The organism is Streptomyces sp. NPDC015127, assembly GCF_043080095.1.
GTDB lineage: Bacteria > Actinomycetota > Actinomycetes > Streptomycetales > Streptomycetaceae > Streptomyces.
In genome coordinates this window covers 150,580-174,966 of sequence record NZ_JBIBVE010000004.1, presented here as the reverse complement: position 1 = coordinate 174,966, position 24,387 = coordinate 150,580, and the positions used below count along the sequence as shown (strand labels likewise).

General features: G+C 72.4%; 18 protein-coding genes and 2 pseudogenes. 8 read left to right on the top strand and 12 right to left on the bottom strand.

The genetic code is table 11. The annotated features are described in order from the left end of the window. Positions 1-2: 2 nt before the first annotated feature. Positions 3-2,918: a beta-N-acetylglucosaminidase domain-containing protein gene (locus ACF08N_RS09690; RefSeq protein ID WP_392324052.1), complete on the bottom strand. Its 2,916-nt coding sequence runs from the start codon at positions 2,916-2,918 to the stop codon at positions 3-5. Positions 2,919-3,212: 294 nt separating this feature from the next. On the opposite strand from ACF08N_RS09690, the gene ACF08N_RS09685 reads away from it, so the two are divergent. The 6 genes from ACF08N_RS09685 (at position 3,213) to ACF08N_RS09660 (ending at position 8,756) form a co-directional block, all read left to right on the top strand. Beyond that, positions 3,213-3,482, top strand: a complete 270-nt coding sequence (locus ACF08N_RS09685) for a hypothetical protein (RefSeq protein WP_392324051.1) — start codon at positions 3,213-3,215, stop codon at positions 3,480-3,482. A 10-nt stretch (positions 3,483-3,492) separates the two neighbouring features. Beyond that, positions 3,493-5,751, top strand: coding sequence for a 4-alpha-glucanotransferase (malQ, locus tag ACF08N_RS09680; RefSeq protein WP_392324050.1), 2,259 nt, complete (start codon positions 3,493-3,495; stop codon positions 5,749-5,751). Positions 5,752-5,774: 23 nt separating this feature from the next. Continuing rightward, on the top strand, positions 5,775-6,005 hold the full coding sequence (locus tag ACF08N_RS09675; protein ID WP_392324049.1) for a hypothetical protein: 231 nt from the start codon (positions 5,775-5,777) through the stop codon (positions 6,003-6,005). A 179-nt stretch (positions 6,006-6,184) separates the two neighbouring features. After that, on the top strand, positions 6,185-7,132 hold the full coding sequence (locus ACF08N_RS09670; protein WP_392324048.1) for a DMT family transporter: 948 nt from the start codon (positions 6,185-6,187) through the stop codon (positions 7,130-7,132). A 54-nt stretch (positions 7,133-7,186) separates the two neighbouring features. After that, positions 7,187-7,819 (top strand): dihydrofolate reductase family protein, encoded by a 633-nt coding sequence (locus ACF08N_RS09665; protein WP_392324047.1) that lies wholly within the window; start codon positions 7,187-7,189, stop codon positions 7,817-7,819. A 28-nt stretch (positions 7,820-7,847) separates the two neighbouring features. After that, on the top strand, positions 7,848-8,756 hold the full coding sequence (locus tag ACF08N_RS09660) for a LysR family transcriptional regulator (protein WP_392324046.1): 909 nt from the start codon (positions 7,848-7,850) through the stop codon (positions 8,754-8,756). Positions 8,757-8,793: 37 nt separating this feature from the next. Here the strand turns inward: ACF08N_RS09660 and ACF08N_RS09655 are convergent, their stop codons facing one another. The 10 genes and pseudogenes from ACF08N_RS09655 to ACF08N_RS09610 form a co-directional block, all read right to left on the bottom strand. Continuing rightward, entirely contained in the window at positions 8,794-10,152 is a 1,359-nt protein-coding gene (locus tag ACF08N_RS09655) for a cytochrome P450 (protein ID WP_392324045.1), read from the bottom strand. 45 nt (positions 10,153-10,197) lie between these two features. Then, positions 10,198-11,292 (bottom strand): selina-4(15),7(11)-diene synthase, encoded by a 1,095-nt coding sequence (locus ACF08N_RS09650; protein ID WP_392324322.1) that lies wholly within the window; start codon positions 11,290-11,292, stop codon positions 10,198-10,200. A gap of 243 nt (positions 11,293-11,535) precedes the next feature. Continuing rightward, positions 11,536-12,156 (bottom strand): ATP/GTP-binding protein, encoded by a 621-nt coding sequence (locus ACF08N_RS09645; RefSeq protein WP_392324044.1) that lies wholly within the window; start codon positions 12,154-12,156, stop codon positions 11,536-11,538. After that, a complete protein-coding gene (locus ACF08N_RS09640) occupies positions 12,137-12,496 on the bottom strand; it encodes a DUF742 domain-containing protein (protein ID WP_392324043.1) in 360 nt (119 codons plus the stop codon). Before ACF08N_RS09640 ends, ACF08N_RS09645 begins: the two co-directional genes overlap by 20 nt. Continuing rightward, a complete protein-coding gene (locus tag ACF08N_RS09635) occupies positions 12,493-12,909 on the bottom strand; it encodes a roadblock/LC7 domain-containing protein (protein ID WP_392324042.1) in 417 nt (138 codons plus the stop codon). The genes ACF08N_RS09640 and ACF08N_RS09635 overlap by 4 nt, the downstream gene beginning before the upstream one ends. Beyond that, the gene (locus ACF08N_RS09630) at positions 12,906-14,375 is read right to left on the bottom strand and encodes a sensor histidine kinase (RefSeq protein WP_392324041.1); all 1,470 of its coding nucleotides are present in this window, start codon (positions 14,373-14,375) and stop codon (positions 12,906-12,908) included. The genes ACF08N_RS09635 and ACF08N_RS09630 overlap by 4 nt, the downstream gene beginning before the upstream one ends. 190 nt (positions 14,376-14,565) lie before the next feature. Then, complete coding sequence (gene pepN / locus ACF08N_RS09625) at positions 14,566-17,169, bottom strand: aminopeptidase N (RefSeq protein WP_392324040.1); 2,604 nt, start codon at positions 17,167-17,169, stop codon at positions 14,566-14,568. A 230-nt stretch (positions 17,170-17,399) separates the two neighbouring features. Continuing rightward, on the bottom strand, positions 17,400-18,428 hold the full coding sequence (locus tag ACF08N_RS09620) for an aspartate-semialdehyde dehydrogenase (protein ID WP_392324039.1): 1,029 nt from the start codon (positions 18,426-18,428) through the stop codon (positions 17,400-17,402). A 170-nt stretch (positions 18,429-18,598) separates the two neighbouring features. After that, positions 18,599-21,919 carry a S8 family serine peptidase gene (locus tag ACF08N_RS09615; RefSeq protein WP_392324038.1) on the bottom strand — a complete coding sequence of 1,107 codons (3,321 nt, stop codon included), beginning with the start codon at positions 21,917-21,919 and terminating at the stop codon, positions 18,599-18,601. Positions 21,920-22,089: 170 nt separating this feature from the next. Then, positions 22,090-22,203, bottom strand: a pseudogene (locus ACF08N_RS09610) (CGNR zinc finger domain-containing protein); the annotation flags it as partial. On the opposite strand from ACF08N_RS09610, the pseudogene ACF08N_RS09605 reads away from it, so the two are divergent. Continuing rightward, positions 22,195-22,551 (top strand): annotated as a pseudogene (locus ACF08N_RS09605) (pyridoxamine 5'-phosphate oxidase family protein); the annotation flags it as partial. The pseudogenes ACF08N_RS09610 and ACF08N_RS09605 sit on opposite strands and share 9 nt — an antisense overlap. Further along, positions 22,502-22,972, top strand: a complete 471-nt coding sequence (locus ACF08N_RS09600) for an NUDIX hydrolase (protein ID WP_392324037.1) — start codon at positions 22,502-22,504, stop codon at positions 22,970-22,972. The pseudogene ACF08N_RS09605 and the gene ACF08N_RS09600, both read left to right, overlap by 50 nt. Here the strand turns inward: ACF08N_RS09600 and ACF08N_RS09595 are convergent. Further along, positions 22,948-23,961, bottom strand: a complete 1,014-nt coding sequence (locus ACF08N_RS09595; protein WP_392324036.1) for a hypothetical protein — start codon at positions 23,959-23,961, stop codon at positions 22,948-22,950. The genes ACF08N_RS09600 and ACF08N_RS09595 overlap by 25 nt on opposite strands. Positions 23,962-24,387 lie beyond the last annotated feature (426 nt).

Sequence of the window (24,387 nt, the reverse complement as noted above, 5' to 3'; positions counted from 1 at the left end):
CGTCACTCCGCGACCGCGTACGCCTCCACCGAGAACAGCGAGTACCCGAACTCGGTCACCCGCTCGTCGCCCTGGACACGGACGAAGCGGGTGTCCCGGGCGTCCATGCGCACCGACTCCCGACCGCCCCTGCCGTCCGTGACCGTCGCCGCAGTGCGCCAGACCCGGCCGTCCGACGAGACCTGTATGCGGTACCGCGTCGCGTACGCCTCCTGCCAGTGCAGCACCACCAGGCCCACCCGTTCCTGCCGCGGCAGCTCCAGCTGCCACCAGGCCGTCGGGCCCGGCGTCGAGGACCAGCGGCTCCGCGGGTCGCCGTCGACCGCCGCGGCGGCCGGGAAGTCGGCGGTCTCGTCGCCGGACGAGGAGGCCCGGACACCCGCCGTGCGCGCGAGATCCGTGGTGCCCGTCCTCGGGAAGGCGCGCACGGTCAGCGTGCTCTCCTGCCCCGCGAAGGACAGCGGCACCCGGTACTCGCCCGCCGGTGTGTCCTCGGGGACGGTGACCTCGACCGGCACCGTGGTCCGCAGCCCGCGCGGCACCGTCGTCTCCTTGGGCACCTTCACCTCGATGCCCGCCGGCGCCTTCACGGTGAGGGCGCCGCGCACCTCGCCGGGCCGCTGCGCCGTCAGCCGCACCCCGGCACGCTGCGGAGCACCGCCGATCTCGGCGCTGGTCTGCGTCCGGACCAGGTCGAGCCCCGCCGCGGGCTCGTCGGCGAACCACGGCACCACCGAACGGACCGGCACCCGCTCGTCGCCGTCCGGCGACACCCTCAGCGCGTCCACCTTCAGGCCCTTGGCGTCCGTCTGTGTCCAGCCCCCGGCCGACAGCGGCGCCAGGACACGCCAGCCCTCGCCGGGCACGTGCGCTTCCAGGCGTCCGCGCGAGGAGGCGGTCGGCTCGGTCATCGTCGTCACCGCCGCCACCGGACGCGGCCGCTCCAGCCAGACGGTGTCCTCGCCGGCCCGGGCGCGGTCGGCGCCCGTCCACACCTGCGACTCCTTCACCGCGCGGTCGAGGAACGGGCCGAGCACGCCCTTGCCGACGGTGGCCCGGCCCGCCCGCAGTGCCTTCCGCTGCGCCTCCAGATCGAGCGACGCCTGCCAGGCCGCCTGCCCGTCCCCGCGCGCCTGGGCCAGGAGCATGTCGACCGCCAGCTCACCCGCCCGTCCGTAGCGGGTCAACTGGTCCAGCCACGGCCGCACTTCCCGCGCGAGGTGCCCGTCCGCCGTGTGCTCCAGCCGCTCGGGCGTCAGACGCATCACCGTGAACGCGGAACGCAGCGAAGTCGCCGCCCGATCCCGTGCCCGAGCGTCCGTCGTGCCGCGGGAGCGCCAGAACGCGTCCATCAGCGGCCGCAGGTACGCCGACTCGCTGTCGGGGCCGAGGATCGACGAGGAGTCGTTCCCAGCCAGGGCCGCCAGCGCCTCCCGCGTCCGCGCGTCGCCGCCCGCGAGGTCGTCCAGCGCGGCCTGCCAGGACTGCTCGGGGCGGTAGCCCTTCGGGTTCCAGGCGTAGTCGGCCGCGGTGAACAGGGGGATGCGGGAGGCGGACGCCTGCTCCATCGCGTTGGCCAGCAGGGCCGCCGAGCCGGTCGCGACCGCGGGCTCCCGGCCGGTGTACGGGCCGAGGAATATCCGGTCCTGCGCGTAGTCGTTGACCGGGTAGTTGTCCATCGTGACCAGCGGGTGGTGGCCGAACGCCGCACGTGCGCCCGCCAGTTCACCCCCGGTGATCGTGCGCGGCACGACGCCGACACCCGTCCAGGCCACGCGCACGCCCCCGTCGAGCTCCCGCGCGAGCGCCGAGCGGTAGTCCGTCGCGCCCTCCTGGTAGAACTCGGTCGGCATCACCGACAGCGCCTCGGCGCCCGGGTGGCGGTCGGCCAGGTGCCGGGAGACGGCGTTCGCGACCCGTGCCTGGGCCTTCGCGGCCGCTTCAGGACCGGAGCCGTACCGCTCCGCGTCCTTCTCGCAGTGCCACTCGCTGTAGCTGACGTCCTGGAACTGCAGCTGGAAGGCGCGCACCCCCAGCGCCCACATCGCGTCGATCTTGCGCGTCAGCGCCCGTACGTCCCCGTCGTCCGCGAGGCACATGGACTGCGCGGGGGCGACGGCCCAGGCGAGGGTGACATGGTTGCGCCGCGCGCGCTCGGCCAGTTCGCGGAACTCGGCGCGCTGCGCCGCGGGATACGGCTCCCGCCACAGCGCCTGCCGGTAGGGGTCGTCACCGGGGGCGTACAGATAGCGGTTCTGCTTGGTGCGTCCCATGAAGTCGAGCTGCGCGAGCCGCTGCTCGTGCGACCAGGGCTGGCCGTAGAAGCCCTCCGTCATGCCCCGCTCTGCCGTCCCGGGCCAGTCGCGTACGACGACGCCCCTGACGCGGCCGTCCTCCAGGAGCTGGCGCAGCGTCTGCACGCCGTGGAACAGGCCGTCGCCGCCCACGCCGTCGAGCGCGACCGTGTCGCGTCCCTGGGCGCGGCCCACCGCCAGGCGGTAGCCGCCCGCCGGCAGGTCGGCGCGCTCCGCCGCGCGCAGGGCGCGCAGCGCGTCGTCCGCGCCGGCGCCGCCGACGCGCAGCACCGCCCCGCGGCCGGGCAGTTGCGTGTGCACGGTCCGCACCCCTGCGTCGCGCAGCAGGTCCTTCAGCAGCCCGACGGCGTACGGGTCGGCGGCCGGGTCCGTGACGAGCGTCACCTCGTCGCCGAGCACGACGGCCCCGCCCGTGGCGCGCAGCGACTGCGGGCGCGGCCACACGGAAGGCGCCGGCGCGGCGCCCTCGGGGTCCTGCGCGGAGCCCGCCGGGGTGCCGGGGTCCGCGGGGGCCGCCACGGCCCCCGGTGCACCGCCCAGCAGACCACCGATGACGGCGACGGCGACGGCCGCCGCTGTACGTCTTCCGCCCCCGAGCCGCACGCCGGTCTCCCCTCGCTCTCCCCTGTCGTTCCGGTCGGTTTCGAGCCCACCACCCGCACCGTGAGAGTGTCAATGCGCGCGGCCGTTGTGCGCCTTTTGCCGGGTGTGCTGGACGACCGGGTGAGTTCGGCGACCTCCGGACCGGCTCGGCGCGTCGCCGAGGCCGACCGCCGGACGGGCAACACCATGTGACGCGGAACACGTTGGCCGATCGTGTACGTCTGCGGTCGTGCCCACGGGGTAGGGCTGCTGTGACCCGTTCACGCCCGTTCACGCCCGCTTGGAGTGATTACCGTGGCCGCATCCGCACACCTGCTGCTCTCCGCCCTGTCCAAACAGGTCCCGGCGCAGCCGGCGCATGCCTCGGCAGGCTGCCCGCTCGCCCACGAGGCCCAGCTCACCGGCGAACCCCCGCTCGCCCACGACGTGCCCCTCACGAGCGAGCCGCCGCTCGCTCACGCCGCCCCTCTCACCAGCGAGCCCCCGCTCGCCGACATCGCGCCCCTGACCAGCGAGCCGACCGCCTACGGCACGGCGGGCGGAGCGGAGTCACCAGGGGTCTGAAGGAGTCCGCATGGGCCTTGCCCGGCTCGCCGCGCTGCACGGAGTCGCCACCACCTTCGAGCCCTCCGAGGGCGTCACCGTGGCGGTCCCCGACGCCACAGTCGTCGCCGTCCTCGCCGCGCTCGGCATCGACGCGTCCACGCCGCAGGCGGTCCGCGCCGCCCTGGACCGTGCGGACCGTGCCGCGAAGGGGCGGCTGCTGCCGCCGACGGTCGTCGTCTGGCAGGAGTCCCGCGGCCCCCGGCTCCCCGCCGCCCTCGGCGGCCTGCCCGCGGGCACCGTGCTGCGCGTGACGACGGAGGAAGGGCGCGAGGCGCGCCTTGTGCCGCCGGGCGCGCGAGCGGCGGCACAAGGAAGCGCTCCCGCCGCGCGCCGGGCACCGCACGGCGCGCCGGACGAGGGCGCCGGGACGGGCGCCGGCTGGGCCGCGCTGCCCCACGGGGTGCACCGGCTGAGCGCCGAGGCCCCCGACGGCCGTACCGCCGCCGCGACCCTCGTCGTCGCGCCCGGCGAGGTGCCGCGCCCTGAGGGCCGCTCGTACGGCTTCCTGGTGCAGCTGTACTCCCTGCTGTCCGCCCGGTCCTGGGGCATGGGCGACCTCGGAGACCTCGCCGAGCTCGCCACCTGGTCCGGCCGCGCGCTGGGCGCGTCCTTCGTCCAGGTCAATCCCCTCCACGCGGCGGTGCCGGGCGCCCCCGCCGACCCCTCCCCGTACCGCCCCTCGTCGCGCCGCTTCCCCGACCCCGTCCATCTGCGCGTGGAGGACGTCCCGGAGTACGCGCGCGCGGACCCGGCGCAGCGCGCGCGGCTGGAGGAGCTGCGGGAGAAGGGCACCGAGCTGCGGGAATCCGTCCTCTCCAAGGGCGCGCTGATCGACCGGGACGCCGTGTGGGAGCTCAAGCGCGAGGCCCTGGAGATCCTGCACACCGTCCCGCTCGGCCCCGGCCGCCGCGCCGCCTACTGCGACTTCCTCGCAGAGCAGGGGCGGGCCCTGGAGGACCACGCCACCTGGTGCGCCCTCGCGGAGGTCCACGGCCCCGAGTGGCACACCTGGCCCGCCGCACTGCGCGACCCGCGATCGCCCGAGACCGCGCGGGCGAGGAGCGAGCTGATGGACCGGGTCGACTTCCACTGCCGCCTCGTCTGGCTCACCGACGCCCAGCTGGCCGCCGCGGGCCGGGCGGCGCGCGAGGCGGGCATGGGCGTCGGCATCGTGCACGACCTGGCCGTCGGGGTGCACCCCGGCGGCGCCGACACATGGGCGCAGCAGGACGTCTTCGCCGCCGGGATGTCGGTCGGCGCCCCGCCCGACGCGTTCAACGCCCGCGGCCAGGACTGGGGCCTGCCGCCCTGGCGCCCCGACGCGCTCGCCGCGTCCGGGTTCGCCCCGTACCGGGGCCTGCTGCGCGGCATCCTGCGCAATGCGGGAGCGCTGCGCATCGACCATGTGATGGGCCTGTTCCGGCTGTGGTGGGTGCCGCAGGGCGCCCCGCCCACCGAGGGCACGTACGTCCGCTACGACGCCGAGGCGATGCTCGCGGTGCTCGTCCTGGAGGCGCACCGCGCGGGCGCCGTCGTCGTGGGAGAGGACCTCGGGACGGTCGAGCCCGGTGTGCGCGAGGCGCTCGCGGACCGGGGTGTGCTGGGCACCTCCGTGCTCTGGTTCGAGCGGGACTGGGCGGGCGACGCGCGGCCGCTGCCGCCGGAGCGGTGGCGGGAGGGATGCGTCGCCACCGCCACCACCCACGACCTGCCGTCCACCGCGGCACGGCTCGGCGGCGGCCACGTGGAGCTGCGCCACCGGCTCGGGCTGCTGACCCGGGGCCTGGAGGAGGAGCGCACCGAGGACGCGGCCGATGTGCAGGAGTGGCTCGGCCTGCTGGAGAGCCTCGGCCTGCTGCCCGAGGGCGCGGGCGACGAGGAGGGCGGGATCCGGGCGGTCTACCGCTTCCTGCTGCGCACGCCGGCCCGCATGGTCGGGGTGTGGCTGCCGGACGCGGTCGGCGACCTCCGCCCGCAGAACCTGCCGGGCACGTGGGACGAGTATCCGAACTGGCGGCTGCCCGTCGCGGACGGCGAGGGCCGGCCGATGTCCCTGGAGGACCTCGCCGCCTCGCCCCGCCTGCACCGGCTCATGACGGTCTTCGCCCCCGCGGGCACCGGCCGGGGGACGCGCCCCGCAGGTGCGGGCACGGGCTTCGATGCCCGTACGGCACTCCCGGGCACGGGCTCCGGGTCCCGTACGGCACCCCCGGGCGCGCGGCCCTGACAGGCGTTCGCTACGTTGGCCCCGTGGACAAGAAGAACGCCTTGCGCGCCGGCGCCGTCGCAGCCGGTACGACGCTGATGATGCTGCTGATGTCGTCCCCCGCGCTTGCGCTCACCCCGGACGACGGCGACGACCCGGGTCCCGGCCTGAGCGTGGTCGAGACCCTCGGCCTGTATGTCGTGGCGCCGATCGCCCTGTTCGTGGTGATCGCCGGCCTGGTGATGGTGCTCGACAAGTCCAGGAAGCAGAGCTGACTCCACGCCGAACCGCTCTTCGAGGCGCCCCGGACGCTGATGCGACCGGGGCGCCTTTGTCATGCCGTCGGGCCGATCGTTCGGATCTGCTTAAAAGAATCGTCGTAAGTATTCGATGGACCTAAGAGGTCTTCCCGGGTGACGGTGGACGCACCACCCACCCGACAGGAAGGCACAGGATGACCGTGACAGCCCCGGACCCCGTCCGCACCGGCATCAGGACGACCACCGCGCAGCGCCGGAGGCGGGGAGTGGGGCCGGGGCTGCTGCTCGCGGCGGTGGCGACCGTCGTCTGGTCCGGGAGCTTCGTCACCTCACGGGCCCTGCACGACACGGTGCCGCCCGTACAGGCCGCCTTCTGGCGCTGGATCGTGGCCGTCGTCGTGGTGGCCCCCTTCGCGGTGCGGGCCGCCTGGCGGCAACGCGCCCTGATCCGGCGCCATCTGCGCTTCCTGCTCGCCGCCTCCCTGCTCGGCGTCACCGTTTACAACACCCTCGTCAACCAGGCCGGACTCACCACGTCCGCCGGCAACATGGGCATGATCATGGCCGCGTCGCCGGTGCTGATGGCGCTGTACGAGAGGCTCGGCGGGGCCCGGCTCGGCGTGCGCCGTGCCACGGGGATGCTCGTCGCCTGCGGGGGTGTGCTGCTGCTCGTCGGCGACGGGTCCCTGTCGGTGGACTTCTCCGCCGGGGACCTGTGGATGTTCGCCGCGGCGCTCAGCTTCGCCTCGTACAGTGCGCTGCTGCGACGGCGGCCCGCCGGGATCGACGGACTCGTCCTCCTCTTCGTCACCTTCGTGCTGGGAGCCCTGCTGCTCGCCCCGGTCTTCGCCGTCAGCCTCGCCGTCCAGGGTGGCTTCGAGCCGACGGCGGGGACCGTGGGGCCGCTGGTGTACGTGGGGGTCTTCTCCTCGGCGGTGGCCTTCTTCGCCTGGAACCGGGCCGTCGCCCTGATCGGGGCGGCCCGCGCGGGCGCCGTCTACTACCTCCAGCCCGTGTGCGTGGCCCTGCTCTCGTACGCCGTGCTGGGCGAGTCGATGGGCCCGGCACAGCTCGTCTGCATGGGGCTGATCCTCGGGGGCGTGATGCTCGCGGCGGCGCGGGGCGATGAGGCATCGAAGTGACCTCCGGAAAAAGGGGGTTGACCAAACCACTACGGGCAGACCACTATGGCTGTCGTGGTCAGAGGGGAAGCCTCCGGCCCGCCCATGCCGCCCAGGACGAAGAGGTTCGGTTTGCGCAAGCTCGCGTACTACATCGCCGTCTCCATCGACGGGTTCATCGCGGCCCCCGACGGGAGGGCCGACGACTACCCGATCAGTGAGGAGTTCACCGCCTACGCCGCCAAGGAGTATCCGGAGACCATCCCCGCCCACATCCGGCCGGTGCTCGGGATCGCGGACGCGCGGAATGTGCACTTCGACACCGTGATCATGGGGCGCAAGACGTACGACCCGGCCCTGGAGGCCGACATCACCAGCCCGTACGCCCACATGCGGCAGTACGTGGTCTCCCGCTCCCTCGGGCAGTCCCCGGATCCGGCCGTGGAGATCGTCACCGGCGACGTGGTCGCCACGGTGCGCGCGCTCAAGGCCGAGGACGGTCTCGGCATCTACCTCGCCGGCGGCGCCGACCTCGCCGGGCAGCTGCGCGACGAGATCGACGAACTGCATGTGAAGACCTACCCGATCCTGCTCGGCTCGGGCATCCCCATGATCTCGGCCGAATTCGGTGTCACCGGCTTCGAGCTGGTCGACAGCCGGGTGTTCGACAACGGCCTGATCTTCAGCCGCTACACCAGGAAGCGGTAGCCGCCCCGGCTCCGGATAGCGTGCGGGCATGAGCGGCACGACGGAATGGGACATCAGGAAGCTGCGGATCCTGCGCACGCTCAGCGAGCGCGGGACCGTGACGGCGACGGCCGAGGCGCTGATGATGACGCCCTCGGCCGTCTCGCAGCAGCTGTCGAACCTGGCCGCGCAGCTCGGCGTCCCGATCCTCGAGGCGCACGGCCGCCGGGTCCGGCTCACGGACGCCGCCCACCTGGTGCTGCGTCACGCGGAGGCGGTGTTCGCCCAGTTGGAGCGCGCGGACGCCGAGCTGGCCGGGTATCTGCGGGGTGAGACGGGCACGGTGCGGGTCGGGGCGTTCTCGACGGCCGTGCCCGCGCTGGTCGTGCCCGCCGTTCGACGGCTGCGGGCCGCACATCCCGGCCTTGAGGTACGGGTCAGGGAGGCGGAGGCGGCCGAGGCGTACGAGCTGCTGTCCTCGGGCCGCGTGGACCTGGCCCTCTCGCTGGCCGCACAGGCGCCGACGGCCCGCGATCCCCGGTTCGCCCTCGTGCCCCTGCTCACCGATCCGCTGGACGTGGCGCTGCCGGGGGACCATCCGCTCGTGGAGCGGGACGGGCTGCGGCTGGCCGACCTGTCGGGCGAGCCCTGGATCTTCGGCGGCAGCGGCCCCTGGTCCGAGATCACGCTCGTGGCCTGCGAGAGCGCCGGTTTCGTGCCCGAGCAGGCGCACAGCGCGGCGGGCTGGACCGCGATCCTCGCGATGGTCGAGGCGGGGATGGGCGTCGCGCTGGTCCCGCGCATGGCGGCGGAGCGCCGGGGCAGCGTGGTGATGCGCGTACTGGAGCGGGACCAGCCGCGCCGTCACGTCCTGGCGGCGGTACGGCGCGGCTCGGAGACGTCCCCGGGCATCGCACGCGTGCTGTCGGCCCTGCGGGCGGTGTCACGGACCGGCTGAAGCGCCCGGCCCGCCCCCGGCCACGGGCGCGGGGCCCTCACGCGTCCCGGGGCGTCACCGTCATCGGCATGCGGTCCGGGTGCGCCACCGCCGATGCCACTTCCCTCGGCACGTGGCTCGGCGACGGGCGCAGCTGCCAGCGGGCGAGCACCGTCGCCAGCGCGATCGTCGCCTCCGTCCACACGAACGCGTCGCCGATGCACTTGCGGTTGCCCGCGCCGAACGGGATGTACGACTGGCGTGCGATGGACGTACGGCGCTCGGGCAGCCAGCGGTCGGGGTCGAAACGGTCCGGGTCCTCGTAGAGGTCGGGGTCCCGGTGCATCGCGTAGAGGCTGAAGCCCACCTCCGTGCCCTCGGGCAGGGTGTACCCGCCGAGTTCCACCGGGGCCGTGGCCCGGCGCATGAGCATGGTGACGCCGTGCAGCCGGATCACCTCGTCGAGCACGCGGCGGACCGCCTCCAGCCTGGGCACGTCCTCGACGGCCACGGGGCGGTCGCCCACCACTTCCTTGATCTCGGCCACCAACTGCGCCTCGACCTCGGGGTGCTGGGAGAGCTCGTAGAAGGTCCAGGAGAGCGTGGACGCCGTGGTCTCCGCCCCGGCGAAGAGGATGGTGCTCAGCTCGTCCCTGACCTCGGTGTCGGACAGCGCGTCGCCGGTCTCCGAGTCCCGGGCCTCCAGCAGCACCGACAGCAGGTCGTTGTGCCCGGTGTCGCCGGTGCGGCGGGTCTCGGCGACCACCTGGTCGATGACCGAGCGCAGGGTCGCGGCCGCCGCGTCGAACTCCCGGTTGGGCTTGATCGGGAACCGGTCCAGGAACTTGGGCGAGGCCGCCCGTATCAGCAGGTTCTTCAGCACGACCGGCAGGTTCTCGCGGATGGCGACGACCGCGGGCTGCCCGATGTCCGTCGAGAACAGCGTGGTGGCGAGCGTCTCGATGGCGTACTGGGCCATCGCCTGCTCCATCTCGATCTCCTGGCCCGCCGTCCAGGAGTCCGCGAGCGCCGTGGCATTGGCGCTCATCGCCTGCGCGTACACCGTGATGCGCTGCGGGTGGAACATCGGCTGGATCAGCCGGCGGTGGCGCCGGTGCACCTCGCCGCCCGCCGTCGCCAGACCGTCGCCCGCGAGGGGCCGCAGCCGGTCGAAGAAGCGTCCCTTCTCGAAGCTGCGGGCCTGGCGCACGGTGACCTCGTGGATCAGCTCCGCCGATGTGGCGACGTACATCGGCATGGTCCCGAGGTTCACGCGGACCAGCTCGCCGCTCTCGCGCAGGGACTTGAGGAAGTCGAGCGGCCGGCGCCACAGCTGGAGCGCGTGGCCGAGCAGCGGCACCGCACCGGGTGCGACGGGGACCGACCGCAGGTCGGCCGGCTGAACTCCGACTGACACCGGAGAATCCTTTCCTCGGTACGGCGGTACGTCTGTACGCCGGCTCTAGGCGGTGCGGGCGGCCTGCCGGCCGCGCACGAAGGGGGACGGGGCGCCGGGCACGAGGTCCCACCACCAGGCGATGGCGGGTATGTCCAGCGGCTCGTTGCGGTCGTCGGTCGGGGTGTCGCTGAAGACCGGCGGCAGGTTCGCCGGGTCGTCCGGGGTGGTGTAGCGCACGGAACTGATGCCCCAGTCCTGGGCCCCGCGGATGAAGCTGGACAGGCTGCGCAGGTACTGCCGCAGCTGTGGGCTGCCCTGCTCGGACAGCTGCCGGGACAGGCGCATGTACAGGCACATCACCCGGTCCCGCTGGGCTATCGCCGTCTCCAGGGCCTGCTGGGTGCTCATGCCCTGCCGCTCCAGTACGCGCAGGGCGTTGAGGTAGTAGCCGTGGGTCTTGCGCTCCTTGTGGTGGGAGAAGATGTCGTTGTCCCAGGTGATGACGAACGACGCCATCTCGGCCGCGGCGCGCACCGCGGTGCGGTCGCGCTCGTGCGGCTGGAGCTCGTACCCGTAGCCCATCTCCAGCATCGGCAGCACGACCGAGGTCGCGCCGTCGTACAGCCGCATCAGGGTGTAGTCGTTGAGGTCGGGCACGGTGCCGGCGCGGCGGTGCGCGGCCTCCCACACGACGGAGAAGAAGTACTCCCGCAGGGCGTCCACCCAGCGGGCCGTCTGGCCCGCCGTGCCGTACCGGTCGACGCGCATCCGCAGGTCCCGCAGGCCCGCGGCCAGCGGGTCGTCCTGCATCATCGGCGCCTCGGGGTTCTGTGCCACGCGGATCAGCCGGTGCAGCAGGCCGGCCAGATCGCCGGGCCGGTGGCCCAGTTCGCCCTCCTCGCAGTGGCCGTCGTCCACGCCGAAGAGCCACAGGACGAAGTCGGCGAGGAGCGAGACGACCTCCTCACGGCCTTCGGGCAGGATCCGCGCCGAGAACGTGCCGATGTCCTGCACCACCAGCTTGGCGCGCAGCGCCTCGGAGCCGATGCGGTACGTCTCGGCCCAGGCCGCGGTCTGGACGTCTATGTCCGCGTGGCGCGGGTGGATCGCCGGTGGAATGGGCGAGAAGATCGGGGGAACGGTCAGCTCGGACTCCACTGCGGCCTGCCTCTCGATGCGGGTGCGGCACGTCAACACCGTTGTCACACGCGCAACTTGCACCTCAGAGTGATCATCTAGCCGCATCGTACTCAGCCGGTTTGGCCGATCCAATAGGGCGAATCCCCGGCAGACCGGTGCGCAACGGCCCATCGATGGCCGGAACGAAGACATGATTCCCGCCACCGGCTCCCGGCCACATGCCACCGGTTCCCGGCGCGGGGTGCCCGCGCCGGCGGCCGGTCACGACGCCGCCTGCGCCTGGGCCAGGGACTGCAGGTAGCGCATCAGCGCCATCAGGACGTCGCGGCTGGACGCGCGCTGCCGCGCGTCGCACAGCACGATCGGCACCGACTCCGGCAGGTCCAGCGCGGTGCGCAGCTCCTCCACCGGGTAACCGGGCGCGTCGGGGAAGGAGTTGACCGCGACGACGAACGGAACGCCGCGCTCCTCCAGCCGCCCGATGACGTCGAAGCTGACCTCCAGCCGGCGGGTGTCGACCAGCACCACCGCGCCGAGCGCGCCCTCGAACAGCCCGCGCCACAGGAACCAGAAGCGCTCCTGGCCGGGGGTGCCGAACAGGTACAGCACCAGCTCCTTGTTGATGCTGATACGGCCGAAGTCCATGGCGACCGTCGTCGACGTCTTGCGCTCCACGCCGTGGGTGTCGTCCACACCGACCCCGGCCTGGGTCATCGTCTCCTCGGTCGTGAGCGGCCTGATCTCGCTGACCGAGCCGACCAGGGTCGTCTTGCCGACACCGAAGCCGCCCACGATGACCACTTTGACGGCGGCCGTGGCGGTCGTCGGCAGCACGTCCTCGCTCCGCGGGCCGAGAGCCTGCTCAGAGCTTCTGAAGTCCATCGATCACTGCCTCAATCAAAGCGCGGTCGGGGAGGTGGGCGGCCCGGACGGGTGCGCGGGCCAGCACCTTGTCCTCGGCCAACAGGTCGCTGAGCAGCACGGTGACCACACTCACCGGCAGGCCCAGATAGGCGGATATCTCGGCCACCGAGAGCGGCGCCTGGCAGATCCGGATGATGGCCGCGTGTTCCGGCTGCATCCCGGGCCTGGGGCCCGACCTGGCCACGATCAGGGTGACCAGGTCTAATCCGGTGGGCGCCGAGGACCCGCTGCGGCCGCCGGTGATGACGTACAGCCGCTCGGGACTGCTCGGCTCCCAGTCCTCGTCCGCGTCGCTCACGCGGTCTGCCCTTCGTGCCGCGGCGGTGTGCTCAGGTGCTCTCCGATCCGCAGCACGAGGTCCCGCATGCGCTGGCCCATCAGTCCGGCGTCCACGCCCTCGTCGGCGAGCACCGCGAGGTAGGCGCCCGCACCGGCGGCCATCAGGTAGAAGAAGCCGCCGTTCATCTCGATGACGACGAGCCGCATCTGGCCGTCGCCGTGCGGGAGTTCGGAGGCGACCGCGGCCGCGAGGCTCTGCAGTCCGGCGCAGGCGGCGGCCAGCCGGTCGGCCGTGTCGGTGTCCGCGCCGTACTGGGCCATGCGCAGTCCGTCGGCGGACAGCACGACGACGTTCCTGGTCTGCGGTACGCCCTCTGCCAGGTCCTTGAGCATCCAGTCCATGTTGGTCTGGTGGGACTGCCGCTGAATCATGGCTGCTCGATTCCGTTGTTCGTCTGGGGGGTGTCGCCGGACAGGCCGCTCTGGAAGGCGGCGAGCCACATGCCGGGCTGCACCGCCGGTGCGGCGTCCGGTGCGGAGTCCGGCTGGGTCGCGGGAGCCGCCGGAGCCGGGGCCGCCCCGGCCGCGGGGACGGCGGGCGCGGTGACGCGGTTCTTGCGGCGCCGCTGGGGCAGGCCGTTCGCGGTTCGCTCGGTCACCTGCGGTGTGTCCTCGGCGGGCAGCGGCGCCGTGGGGCCCGTGACCGGCCGCGGCAGCCGCTCGTGGGTGTCGGAGCCGGTGGGGCGGGGACCGGAGGCGGCGCCGATGCCGTGCGCCAGACCGGTCGCCGACGCGGACGTGGTGATCAGGTCCTTGGGGACGACGAGGACGGCGCGCACGCCGCCGTACGCGGAGGAGCGCAGCGACACCTGGAAGCCGTACGCCTGCGAGAGCCGGCCGACCACGGCGAGGCCCAGGCGCGGGCTCTCGCCCAGGTCGTTGACATCGATGCCCTGCTGCGCCTGGCGCAGCATCCGCTCGGCGCGCCTGCGCGCCTCCTCGCTCATGCTGACGCCGCCGTCCTCGATCTCGATGGCGATGCCCGACTGCACGTCCACGGCGGTCAGATGGACCTTGGTCTGCGGCGGCGAGTAGCGGGTGGCGTTGTCCAGCAGCTCGGACAGGGCGTGGATCAGCGGTTCGACGGCGGTGCCGACGACGGCGACCTCGGAGACCGAGTGCAGTTCCACGCGCTGGTAGTCGATGATCCTTGACATGGCGCCGCGCATCACGCTGTAGAGCGGGACGGCCTTGCTCCACTGGCGGCCCGGGCGGGCGCCGCCGAGGACGGCGATGGAGTCGGCGAGCCGGCCGATCAGCGCGGTGCCGTGGTCGATGCGGAGCAGGTCGCCGAAGACCTCCGGGGTCCCGCCGTGCCGGTCCTCCATCTCGCGCAGTTCCTGGGCCTGCTGGTGGACGATGGCCTGGACGCGTCGGGCGATGTTCACGAAGGCGCGCTGTGCGGACTCGCGCAGGTCCTCCTCGGCGCTGACCGCGTCGACGACGGAGCGGAGCACCGCGCGGTGTTCGGCCGGTGCGTCGACGGCGGCGAGCACGTCCTCGGTGAAGCCGCCCTTGCGCAGGGCGTCGACCACCTGGGGCAGCAGTTCACCGGCCAGGCGGCTGGTCTCCGCCCCCTGGCGGGCGAGCAGCGCGTCCTGGGCCGCGATCCGCTCGCGCAGTTCGGCCACGAGTCTGCCCCGGCGCGTCACCGCGGCGCAGGCGACGGCGACCATGGCGACGGCCACGGCGGAGACGATCAGTACGGGGGTGCGAGCCGACGCGGAGACCAGGAACACGGCCACGATCGCGGCCGCGGTGGCCACGGCGACGGGCAGCTGCCAGACGAGGCTCGCCCTCGGCCGCGGACCTCCGGTCGACGTTCCCTGTCGAACCATCAGCATCCTCAGAGTCGAACGGGAAAGATCATATGAAACGACGGGCGGGAGCATATCCCGGTCGGCGCAAGGGCGTTGACGGTGGGGTTCCGGTCTGGCGCATTGTCGACGGCCGAAAAGACAAGGCGGCGCGCCGGGCCGCTCGTGCCCCGGCGCGCCGCCATATCCGGAGGTTTTTATTCCCCTTGTGTCACTCCGCGGCCGCGTCGGCCGCCTGCGCCCTCAGCGCACGCTCGATGCCCGCACGCGACTCCGAGACGAGCCTGCGCAGCGCCGCATTGGGCTCCGCCTCCTTCAGCCAGGAGTCGGTCGCGTCCAGCGTCTCCTGCGAGACCTGGAGCGAGGGGTACAGACCGACGGCGACCTGCTGCGCCATCTCGTGGCTGCGGGACTCCCACACGCCCTTGACCGCCTCGAAGTACTTCTGCGTGTACGGGGCGAGCAGATCGCGCTGGTCGGTCTGGACGAAGCCGCTGATCACGGCCTCCTGCACGGCGTTCGGCAGCGCTGTCTTCGAATCAGACGCAGCGGACTCCACGACCGACGCCCACGCCGCCGCCTTGGCCTCCGGCGTCGGACGCGCGGCCCGCGCGGTGGCCGCGTGCCGATCGCCGGCCGCCGTCCTGTCCCGCTCGTACTCGCCGGCGATCTCGTCCTCGTCGAACACGCCCGTCGCCGCCAGCCGCTCCACGAACGCCCAGCGCAGCTCGGTGTCGACGGCCAGGCCCTCGATCGTCTCGGTGCCGTCCAGCAGCGCCTGGAGCAGGTCCAGCTGCTGCGGCGTGCGCGCGGTCGCGGCGAACGCCCGCGCCCAGGCCAGCTGGTGGTCGCTGCCCGGTGCGGCCGCCCGCAGGTGCGCCAGCGTCGCGTCCGTCCACCGGGCCAGACCCGTCTCGCGCCACTGCGGGGCCGCGTACAGGTCGACGGCCAGCTTGACCTGGCGGTGCAGCGACTGGACCACGCCGATGTCGGACTCCTTGCCGATCCCGGACAGGACCAGCGCGAGGTAGTCGCGGGTGGCGAGCTCGCCGTCGCGGGTCATGTCCCAGGCCGAGGCCCAGCACAGTGCGCGCGGCAGGGACTCCGTGAAGTCGCCCAGATGCTGGGTGACGTTGCGCAGGGACTCCTCGTCGAGACGGACCTTCGCGTACGACAGGTCGTCGTCGTTGAGCAGGACGACGGCGGGACGGGCCCGGCCCACCAGCGCCGGCACGTCGGTCAGGTCACCGTCGACGTCCAGCTCGACGCGGTCGGTGCGCACCAGCTTGCCGGACTCGTCCAGGTCGTAGAGGCCGATCGCGATGCGGTGCGGACGCAGGAGCGGCTCGCCCTTGGCGCCGGCCGGAAGCGCCGGGGCCTCCTGCCGGACCGCGAAGGCGGTGACCACACCGGCGTCGTCGGTGGTGATCTGCGGACGCAGGATGTTGATGCCGGCCGTCTCCAGCCACGCCTTCGACCAGGTCTTCAGATCCCGGCCGCTGGTCTCCTCCAGGGCGCCGAGCAGGTCCGACAGGCGCGTGTTTCCGTAGGCGTGCGTCTTGAAGTACGCCTGCACGCCGCGGAAGAACTCGTCCATGCCGACGTAGGCCACGAGCTGTTTGAGAACCGATGCACCCTTGGCGTACGTGATGCCGTCGAAGTTCACGAGAACGTCATCGAGGTCGCGGATCTCGGCCATGATCGGGTGCGTCGACGGCAGCTGGTCCTGCCGGTACGCCCAGGTCTTCATCGAGTTCGCGAACGTGGTCCACGAGTGCGGCCACTTCGAGCCCGGCGCGTACGCCTGGCACGCGATCGAGGTGTAGGTGGCGAACGACTCGTTCAGCCACAGGTCGTTCCACCACTCCATGGTGACGAGGTCGCCGAACCACATGTGGGCGAGCTCGTGCAGGATCGTCTCCGCCCGCACCTCGTACGCCGCGTCCGTGACCTTCGAACGGAAGACGTACTGGTCGCGGATCGTCACCGCGCCCGCGTTCTCCATCGCGCCCGCGTTGAACTCCGGCACGAAGAGCTGGTCGTACTTGGCGAACGGATAGGCGTAGTCGAACTTCTCCTGGAACCAGTCGAAGCCCTGCCGCGTGACCTCGAAGATCGCGTCCGCGTCCAGGAACTCCGCCAGCGAGGGGCGGCAGTAGATGCCGAGCGGGACGGACTGGCCGTCCTTCTCGTACGAGCTGTGCACGCTGTGGTACGGGCCGGCGATCAGGGCCGTGATGTACGTCGAGATGCGCGGCGTCGGCTCGAAGCGCCAGATGTTGTCCTGCGGCTCCGCCCCCTCCGAATGTTGCCGTGGCGAGTTCGAGATCACGGTCCAGCCCTCGGGGGCCTTCACCGTGAAGCGGAAGGTCGCCTTGAGGTCCGGCTGCTCGAAGCTGGCGAAGACCCGGCGCGCGTCCGGCACCTCGAACTGGGTGTAGAGGTACACCTGGTCGTCGACCGGGTCGACGAACTTGTGCAGGCCCTCGCCGGTGTTCGTGTACGAGCAGTCCGCGACGACCTTCAGCTCGTTGTCGCCCGCCCGCAGGTGCTTCAGCGCGATCCGCGAGTCCCGGAACACGGCGGCGACGTCCAGCGACTTCCCGTTCAGCACGACCTCGTGCACGGCGGGGGCGACCAGGTCGATGAAGGTCTCCGCACCGTCCTCGGCGGACGCGAAGCGCACGGTGGTCTCGGACCGGTAGGTCCCGGCCTCCTGCGCCCCGGAGAGATCGAGGTCGATCTCGTACGAGTCAACGGTGAGCAGGCGCGCACGCTGCTGCGCCTCTTCACGGGTCAGGTTTGTGCCAGGCACCCGGTCATCTCCTCGGTCTGCGATGTTTTGCGGCCATCCTTCCACGCGCCGACCCCGCTCCGCCCGGGAGAATCGGCCCCCGGTGACGGGCGCCGCCGCGCATGCTGTCCGGATGTCGCGGCCGGGCTGCCCGCACTCGACCAGATATCTCACGGCGGCAGCCCGCCCGTGACAGGCGAAAGGGGGCGATCACCTTTCGGTGATCGCCCCCCGGAGCCTGATCAGGGGCTTCAGCCGCGCAGCTCGTCCGCGACCAGCTCCGCGATCTGCACCGCGTTCAGCGCCGCGCCCTTGCGCAGGTTGTCGTTCGACAGGAAGAGCGCCAGGCCGTGCTCGACGGTCTCGTCGGCGCGGATGCGGCCCACGTAGGAGGCGTCCTTGCCGGCGGCCTGGAGCGGGGTCGGGATCTCGGAGAGCTCGACGCCCGGCGCGTCCTTCAGCAGCTCGTACGCGCGCTCCACGCTGATCGGACGCTCGAAGCGGGCGTTCACCTGGAGCGAGTGGCCCGAGAAGACCGGCACGCGGACGCAGGTGCCGGACACCTTGAGCTCCGGGATCTCGAGGATCTTGCGGGACTCGTTGCGGAGCTTCTGCTCCTCGTCGGTCTCGTGGGAGCCGTCGTCGACGAGGTTGCCGGCCAGCGGCAGCACGTTGTAGGCGATGGGGCGCTTGTAGACACCGGGCTCGGGGAAGGCCACGGCCTCACCGTCGTAGGCGAGCTGGTCGGCCTGCTCGGCGACCGCGCACGCCTGGGTGCGCAGCTCCGCGACACCGGCGAGCCCGGACCCGGACACGGCCTGGTAGGTCGTGGCGACCATCGCGACGAGGCCGGCCTCCTGGTGCAGCGGCTTGAGGACCGGCATCGCGGCCATCGTCGTGCAGTTCGGGTTGGCGATGATCCCCTTGGGGCGGTCCTTGACCGCGTGCGGGTTCACCTCGGAGACGACGAGCGGGACCTCGGGGTCACGGCGCCAGGCCGAGGAGTTGTCGATCACGACCGGGCCCTGCGAGGCGACCTTCTCGGCGAGCGCCCTGGAGGTGCCGCCACCCGCCGAGAACAGCACGATGTCCAGGCCGGTGTAGTCCGCCGTGGAGGCGTCCTCGACCGTGATCCCGCTGCCTTCCCACTCGATGGTGGAGCCCGCGGACCGGGCGGAGGCGAACAGCCTGAGCTCGTCGACCGGGAACTTCCGCTCGGCAAGGATCTTGCGCATGACCGTGCCGACCTGCCCGGTGGCTCCGACGATTCCGACCTTCACGAGGACTCCTCCGTACGTTTGTGCACCTTCTCGCGGCATGGGGTGCCGCTCCATGATGCGTATGTCCCCGCCCGCCTTGTCCAATCGATTGTCCGCGGAACGGGACGCATCACACACATACGGAAGGGCGGGCGCCCGTCGGACGCCCGCCCTCCCACCGTATTACATCGTTATGGCGTGACCTTCCCGATCACGACACTGCCGGTGCCCGCGGCCGTGCCGCGGGCGTTCAGCAGCCGCACCTCGCCGAAGAACTGCCGTCCCTCGGGAGCCGCGCTGTTCACCAGGACCTGGGCGGTGACCTGCGCGGTCGCGCCGTTGGCCAGCCGGACCGGCTCCGCGCCGACCGTGACCTGCCCGAGCGAGGGCGCGAAGTAGACGTCGCGGTAGTCGTACGTCGTGGTCCCGGCCGGGACCGAGTAGCCGTCGACCTCGATCGTGTACGTACCGGCCGCCGGCTTCACCAGGCTGACCGCCTCCTCCGAGTCGCCGTCCGCGGACGAGCCGACCGTGACGTTGCCCTTCTTGACCGTGAGGTCGAGGTCGGCGGCCTTGTCGGAGACGTTGCCGATGGCGACGTCGAAGCGCTCGACGCCCTCGCCGATGACGACCGTGGTCGTCTGCGTCTCGTGGTGGGCGATCGTGGGCTTCGTGACCTTCGAGGAGCCGAGCGAGCCGCCGGCCAGCTTGCCGTCGATGGCGGCGAAGCCGTTGGTCACGTTCCACTGCACCGCGGCCGGGGCGCCGATCTTCGCCTCGGCCAGGTTCTGGACTGCCGGGTCGAAGGAGACGCCGAGCACGGAGACGTCCAGCCGGTAGGGGTTGTCGAGCAGCGGCGACGTACGGCGCGACTCGACCTCGACCTCCCACACACCCGGCTGCGGGTTGGCGTACGACCGCAGGTCGGGGCGGCAGGTGTTCGCCGGGTTGGTGTAGTTCGGGTAGCAGTTCACCGTCGACGTCGGGTCCGACGGCACGCCGTACGGGTGGATCGACACGAACCGGGTCTGGCTGCCCGCCGCGAGACCGCCGAGCGCGATCTCCAGGCTCTTCGCGCCCTTCGGGACGGTGACGAAGTACGACGTGTGGCTGTTGCGCTGCACCGAGCCGGACGCGGAGAACGTGTACGAGGGCTGCGCCAGCTCGTGCGAGGCGACCACCGTGGTGAGGACCTGCTTGTCGATGCCCTCGGTACGGCTGTCGTCCACCTCCAGGATCGCGCTGTGCACGCCGGCGGAGCCGGGCCTGGCGGAGACCTTGACGGTGACCGGCTGGTTCAGCGGGAGCGCGACCTCGTCGTCGCCCACGATCCGGAACGTGCCGTCGTTGTTCTCGAAGTGCAGCTCGTGCCACACCGGGCGGTCCGGGCCCGTGGTGCGGGTGAGCGTGATGTCGTACGTCTTCTTCTGGCCGGTCTTCAGTCCGCCCTCGCGGTCGTACAGACCGGTGCCGAAGCCCGGGGTCTTCAGGAACTGGTCGATCGCGGTGTCGACCGGCGCCTTGACGCTGTACTCGTGGGCGGTCGCGCCGTCCTCGATGGCGTCCCAGGCGTCCACGATGTTGATCAGGCCGGCGCCCTCCTCGTGCGCCTGCGTGCCGCGGATGTGGTCCGCCGTGCTGACGAGGGCGGTGCGCAGCTTGGCCGGGGTCAGCTCGATGTCGTTCTGCTTGGCCGCCGAGATCAGCAGCGCCGCGGCGCCCGCGGCCTGCGGGGAGGCCATCGAGGTGCCCTGGAGCATCGAGTAGCCGGGCGGGAGCTGGTAGCCGGCCTCGGCGACCGGGCCGCCGGGCGACCAGGTCTGCGTGGTGTTGATGGCGGCGCCGGGCGCGCTCAGGGTCGGCGTGAAGCCGCCGTCCTCGCGCGGACCGCGGGAGGAGAAGGGCAGCATCGCGTACTTCTTCTCCACGACCGAGCCGTAGTTGGCGGCCCAGGTCTGCCGGGAGATGGTGGCACCGACGCTGATGACCTTGTCGGCCAGCGACGGGTCACCGATGGTGTTGACGCCGGGGCCGCTGTTGCCGGCCGAGACGACCAGCTGCACGCCGTAGGTGTCGATCAGGCGGGTGTAGAGCTCGGCGCGGGCGTTGTTGCCGTCGTTGAGCGCCGGCAGGCCGCCGATGGACATGTTGACGATGTCCACGCCGCGGTTGATGACCAGGTCGGCCATGCCCTCGGTCAGGGCGACGTTGGTGCAGCCGCCGGACCAGGTGCACGCGCGCGAGGAGACGAGCTTGGCGCCGGGGGCGGCGCCGTTCATCTCGCCGCCGAACAGGCCGTTGGCGGCGGTGATGCCGGCGACGTGGGTGCCGTGCGAGCCCTCGATCACACCGATGCTGACGTAGTCGGCCTTGGCGCCCGCGGCGTTGTAGACGACGTCCTTGCGGACCTCGATCACGAACGGGATGCGCTCCACGACGTCGGTCGCCGGGTTGTCCGTGCCGAAGTAGCCGACCTGGAAACCGTTCTTGTACGGCTTCATCACGGTGTCGTTGGTGAAGTCGCCGTCGCTGTTCAGGTCCACCCGCGCCGTGCGGGTGCCCGCGTCGTACAGCACGCCCCAGGTGTCGGTGGTGTCACCGTCGCGGTTCAGGTCTCCGGCCATGTCGCCGCCCCGGGTGGCGGATTCGGCGAAGGTCTGGAAGCTGTACGCCCCGGCCGGGGCGGACCAGGTCCGGCCGCCCGCGGTGAAGGTCGGGCCGCTGACGGCGGTGTTCATCCGCAGCCAGGTGCCGTCGCCGTCGGCCACCGGGTCGGTCGCGGTGACCCAGTCGACGATCTTGCGCTCGCCGGTGGTGGTCTTCTGCAGCGCGGGGTGCCCGAGGTCGACTCCCGAGTCCAGGATGCCGATGGTGACCCCGCGGCCGTCGGCCTCGGGGTTGTCCTCGACGAACTCGACCGCGCCCGTCTCGAAGGACGGGTTGTACGGGTTCTCGGCGGGCGTGTCCTTGCCGGGAGCCGGGTACGTGCCCTCGGTCGCGGTCGTCGCACCCTTGGCCCGGTCGCCGGCCGGCGTCGGGTCGTCCAGCGCGATCTCGTGCTTGAGGTCGATGCCGTGGACGCTGGAGAGCTCGGCCGCCGCCTCCAAGGCTTCCTCGGCCTTCGCGGTGGGCAGCGTCGCGCGCACGTAGCCGAGCCGGTCGAACGTCCGGCCGACGGTGGCGCCGTCGACGGCGTCGAGCTGCCGGGCGACCTGCTCGGTCGCGCCGGGGGCGGTGGCGACCATGACGGTCACGGTCTTGCGGCCGTCGGCCTCGGCCTCGGCGAGCAGTTCGGCGTCGGCCGTGCCGAGCTTGTCCGAGGGGGACGCCGCGGCCTTGAGGCCCCGGGTGGCCGAGGGGTCGTCGGCGGGCGCCGAGGCGATGGCCGGGGCGACGCCGGCGGCGGCCAGCGCGGCCACGAGCGAGGCGGCCGCCGCCACCCGGGCCGCGCGTCTGTGGCCGGGTACGGAGCGCTCTGCTGGAGAGCTCTGGGACTGGGGGGTCATCTGCATCCCTGTTCGTGGAAGAGAGGGTCCGGAATTCGGTACCGGATGACCGCTCAGCCTTTCGTAAATGACAGGGGTTTGTGGAGACTTGATCGAGGTATCAAGGGGCCGTGGCGGGGACCCGCCAGTGCGTCAGATGCGCCACGGCGGTCAAATCGGGCGATGTCGCCCGTCGTTCAGTGGTCGCGGGTGCGCGCGTAGTGGCGCGATGCCTTCGCCCGATTGCCGCACAGGGCCATGGAGCACCAGCGGCGGGTGCCGTTGCGTGACGTGTCGAAGAAGTGCAGGACGCCTCGCCCACCGAGCTGAGCTGGCAGGACTATCCAGGCAACGCGATGTTCCTGACCCTGGGCAATCTGGAGCGCGACCCGCGGGCCGGGCTGCTGCTGCTCGACTGGAGCACCGGCACCACGCTCCAGCTCACCGGCACGGCCCGCACCGAGCACACACCCGACGGCGGCCGCACCGTCCACTTCACGCTGTCCGGCGTCCTGTACGCCGAGGCGGCCTCGCCGCTGCGCTGGTCCGACCCCGAGTTCTCCCCGGCGAACCCGCCCGTCCGTACCGGACCGCCGATAGCCTCACCGGATGAACAGGGAGTTGAGGGTCGCGGCATACGCGGTGTGCATACGGGATGAACAGATCCTGCTCGCCCGCTGGGTGGCCGGCGACGGCACCAGGAAGTGGACGCTGCCCGGCGGGGGCATGGACCACGGTGAGGACCCCCTGGACACCGTCGTCCGTGAGGTCGAGGAGGAGACCGGCTACGCGGCAGAGATGACCGCGCTGCTCGGCATCGACTCGATGCGCCGCCGCTACCCGCGCAAACTCGGCATGTTCGCGGACTTCCAGGGCCTGAGGATCGTCTACGAGGGCCGCGTCACGGGTGGTGAACTGCGGTCCGAGACGAATGGGTCGACCGATCTGGCCGCATGGCACGCCCTGGACAGGGTGCCGGGACTCGACCGGGTCGCCCTGGTCGACATCGGACTCGAACTCTGGCGCTCCCGGCCGGCGCTCGGTCACCTTCGCCCTCAGCGCGGCAGCACCACCACATAGGCCGCGGGCTCCCGGTCGGCCGCGGCCATCAGGGCCGTACGCACCACGACCGCCTGCTGCTCGGGCGCGTCCCGCAGCTTGCGGGGCGTGATGTGCACGACGGTGATGCCCAGGCGTTCGAGGATGTCCCGCTTGTGGGCGTACTCCGACCACAGGGCGTCCTCGTCGTGCCGGGGAGCCCGCGTGTCCAGTTCGACGGCGACGGCCTGGTCGGGCCAGTACGCGTCGATCCCGCCGAGGTGGGGGCCGCCGGGCAGCCGCAGATCCACGTTCCACAGCGGCTCGGGCAGGCTGTTCGCGCGCACCAGCTCGTACAGCCGGCCCTCGGCCAGGGCCCTGCCCTCGGCGAGCAGCGAGTCGACGGCGTCCATGACATGGGGCCGGTTCAGCAGCCGGGCGTCGTTCAACTCCCGGACCACGGCGGCCGGTTCGCAGAACCCGTGGCGGACGGCCTCCGTCAGCAGCAGCCGGACCCGCTGCGGGTCGTCGGTCAGACGGGCGACGGCGTCGGCGAGGGCGCGCGCCGCCGGGGCGACCGGCACACCGGCGACCTCCTCGGCGCACGGCAGCACGTGCGAACGCACCAGCCGGACGCACCCGGTGGACCGCAGCCGCCGTGTACGGGGCACGATCACGTCGATCACGTCGAGCGCGGTCAGCGGGGGAGCGCCGGAGAACCCGTGCAGCGCGAGGGCGGCGAGTCCGGTGACCATCGCCTCGCCGTACGGCGTCGCCGCGTTCTGCCGCTGGGCGGGGACCACGGGCCGCCCGGCGTACAGGAGCGCCGCACGCAGCAGCTCCTCGCCGGTCGCGGGCCCGGACCGCAGGAGATAGACCCCGGGCAGCAGCACCTGCCAGGGCCCGCCGGCCCGGCACTGCTGCGCGGCCCGCGCGGGCGTCACCCCCCGTGCGCGCAACTCGGCGCCCGAGACGACGAGTTGGGGGAGGTGGTGGGGGTGGAGGGGGAGGGGAGTGTCGCACTGTTCCATGCGGAGGGGATGCCCGGGGGTGAGCGGGGGGATAACCGCTGTTACACGGTCGTCGGCATTTCGGGACAAGGCCGCACTAAAGTACGCGCGTTCGAGTGCCGATGATCGCTTTCCCCGGGCGCGCTGCCCCCCGGGCGGTCCCCCGCCGCCTCAATCGCCGGCGGGGCTCCGGTCCCGGCGCTCGCGGCACGGGGGCCGCCCGGCCGTGGGGTGCTCGGGGCTCACCGCCCGCGGGCGGTACGGGTCCGGGCGGAGACCGAAGCCTGCGTCGCCCGGCCGGGCGCAGTTCCGGTGGCCCAGGGCCCCGCCGGGGCACCGCGGCATCAGCGCTGCCCCCGGGAGGCCCCCGCCGCCTCACGCCGGCGGGGCTCCGAAGGAGCCCGTCTGGGGGCACCGCCCACGGCCGCCAGGCCGTAGGGGGAGGGC